At 50.3% G+C, this 1621-nt stretch carries 3 protein-coding genes; 1 reads left to right on the top strand and 2 read right to left on the bottom strand.

Annotated elements, in window-relative coordinates; translation table 11 throughout:
• The coding region (locus J5224_RS27115) for a Na+ dependent nucleoside transporter N-terminal domain-containing protein (protein ID WP_319802493.1) at positions 1 to 301 on the bottom strand (301 nt) is incomplete at its 3' end.
• 412 nt (positions 302 to 713) lie between these two features.
• On the opposite strand from J5224_RS27115, the gene J5224_RS27110 reads away from it, so the two are divergent.
• Positions 714 to 1217: an Lrp/AsnC family transcriptional regulator gene (locus tag J5224_RS27110; RefSeq protein WP_264628249.1), complete on the top strand. Its 504-nt coding sequence runs from the start codon at positions 714 to 716 to the stop codon at positions 1215 to 1217.
• 37 nt (positions 1218 to 1254) lie between these two features.
• On the opposite strand, the gene J5224_RS27105 is transcribed toward J5224_RS27110, so the two are convergent.
• Positions 1255 to 1621: pyridoxal-phosphate dependent enzyme (locus J5224_RS27105; protein WP_264628248.1), on the bottom strand; the 367-nt coding region annotated here is incomplete at its 5' end.

Raw genomic sequence — 1621 nt, 5'->3', positions numbered from 1 at the left:
CCCGCAGTGCGAACACAAAGCCACCGCCGCCAAACAGCTCATACATCTTATCGGACGCCAGGCCACCAAAAATAAACGATACGCCTTCGTTGCCGTAACCAATAATCAGGGCAACCCCTTCGGTCATCCCTGCCAATATCTTGCGCCCAAGCGGCACATAAAGCACCAATGCGCCAATACCAATCTGGAGCAGGAAAGCGCCCAACACCGTGCGCAGGCGAATAGCCTTGCGGTTACTGGAAAGCAAAACGGCAACCAGCACCAACACAGCCATGCCAATAAGACTCATAATGAGTTGCATAAGAAGTTCCCTTTTATGCGTTGTTGAAAATCAAGGATAGACTATTCATCTCGGGCCAGATTGCCCGAAAAACGTCAAAGGCGGATTATAAAGCGGCCACTCGGGAAATACGCATTTTTTGTCACATTTGAACACTTTCTGACATGCTTGAACCCTCGCATCTGGGATTTCTATCACGTTCTTTTTCCACACCTTATGGGCATCCAAACACCTCAGGACACTATTCTCATCGTTTTTTCTTATGGTTATTGGGAAAAGCGATGTGTTAATAATATTGTTTGCTGCGAGGGTATAGCGTTCATTTTCAGCAGCGCTGAGGATAATTGATGGTTTTAGCTGAACGATATCGGCTACAACACGCAATTTTATGTTATGCAGCATGGGTTATAGGCGACGAATAAAGGGCAACACAATGAAAACAAAAACATTATCTCCAACCACCACAGAAGAAAAGTCCGCTGACCTCGACAAATTCGATTACGCCATCCTGCAACTGCTGCAACAGGACGCCTCACTCTCCAACGTGGCGCTGGCAGAAAAAGTTAATCTCAGCCCTCCGGCCTGCCTGCGACGGGTAGAACGTTTAAAACAGGCTGGATTGATAAAAGGTACGGTGGCCCTGCTGAATCCGGAAGCGTTAAATGCCGGCATGGTGGTGATTATCGGCGTGGTGTTGGACCGTTCGACGCCTCAGTCGTTTGCCGATTTCGAACTGGCGGCACAAAACATCAGTGGGTGTATGGAATGTCATGTGGTGACGGGAGAGTTCGATTACATGATGATGCTTCGCACCAAAGATAATCAAAGTTTCAATAAGTTACATGCCGAGCAGTTGTTATTCCTGCCCGGAGTGCGACAAATACGCTCCTTTATGGGGTTGCGTCAGGTGCTCTCAACCACGCAGTTACCCTTTTGATAACGCTGGCCCAAACGGGCCAGCAGCGCCGCCAGAATCAGCCGTTACGGAAAATATAGCTGTAAGCGCTCAGTGCCGGGGCACCGCCTAGGTGGGCATACAGCACTTTGGAACCTTTGGGAAACTCACCGCGACGCACCATGTCGATCATGCCGTGCATGGATTTTCCCTCATAAACCGGGTCGGTCAATACGCCTTCGGTGCGGGCGCACAGACGAATCGCTTCCAGCGTGCCTTCATTGGGTAAGCCATACTCCGGCCCACCGTAGCGGGTATCCAGCACCACGTCTTCTTCTGTGATCTCACGGCCCAGCTCCACCAGATTTGCCGTGTTCTGTGCAATACGCAGAATTTGCGCTTTGGTTTGTTCCGGTTTGGCGGAAGCGTCAATGCCGATAACACGG

Source organism: Candidatus Symbiopectobacterium sp. NZEC135, from assembly GCF_025962695.1.
The sequence above is the reverse complement of the archived record's forward strand: the minus strand, read 5'-3'. Positions and strand labels throughout refer to the sequence as shown.

What these genes read in the sequence shown, in the direction of transcription:
- J5224_RS27110 (WP_264628249.1), top strand. Translation starts at nt 714, where the DNA reads ATGAAAACAAAAACATTATCTCCAACCACCACAGAAGAAAAGTCCGCT.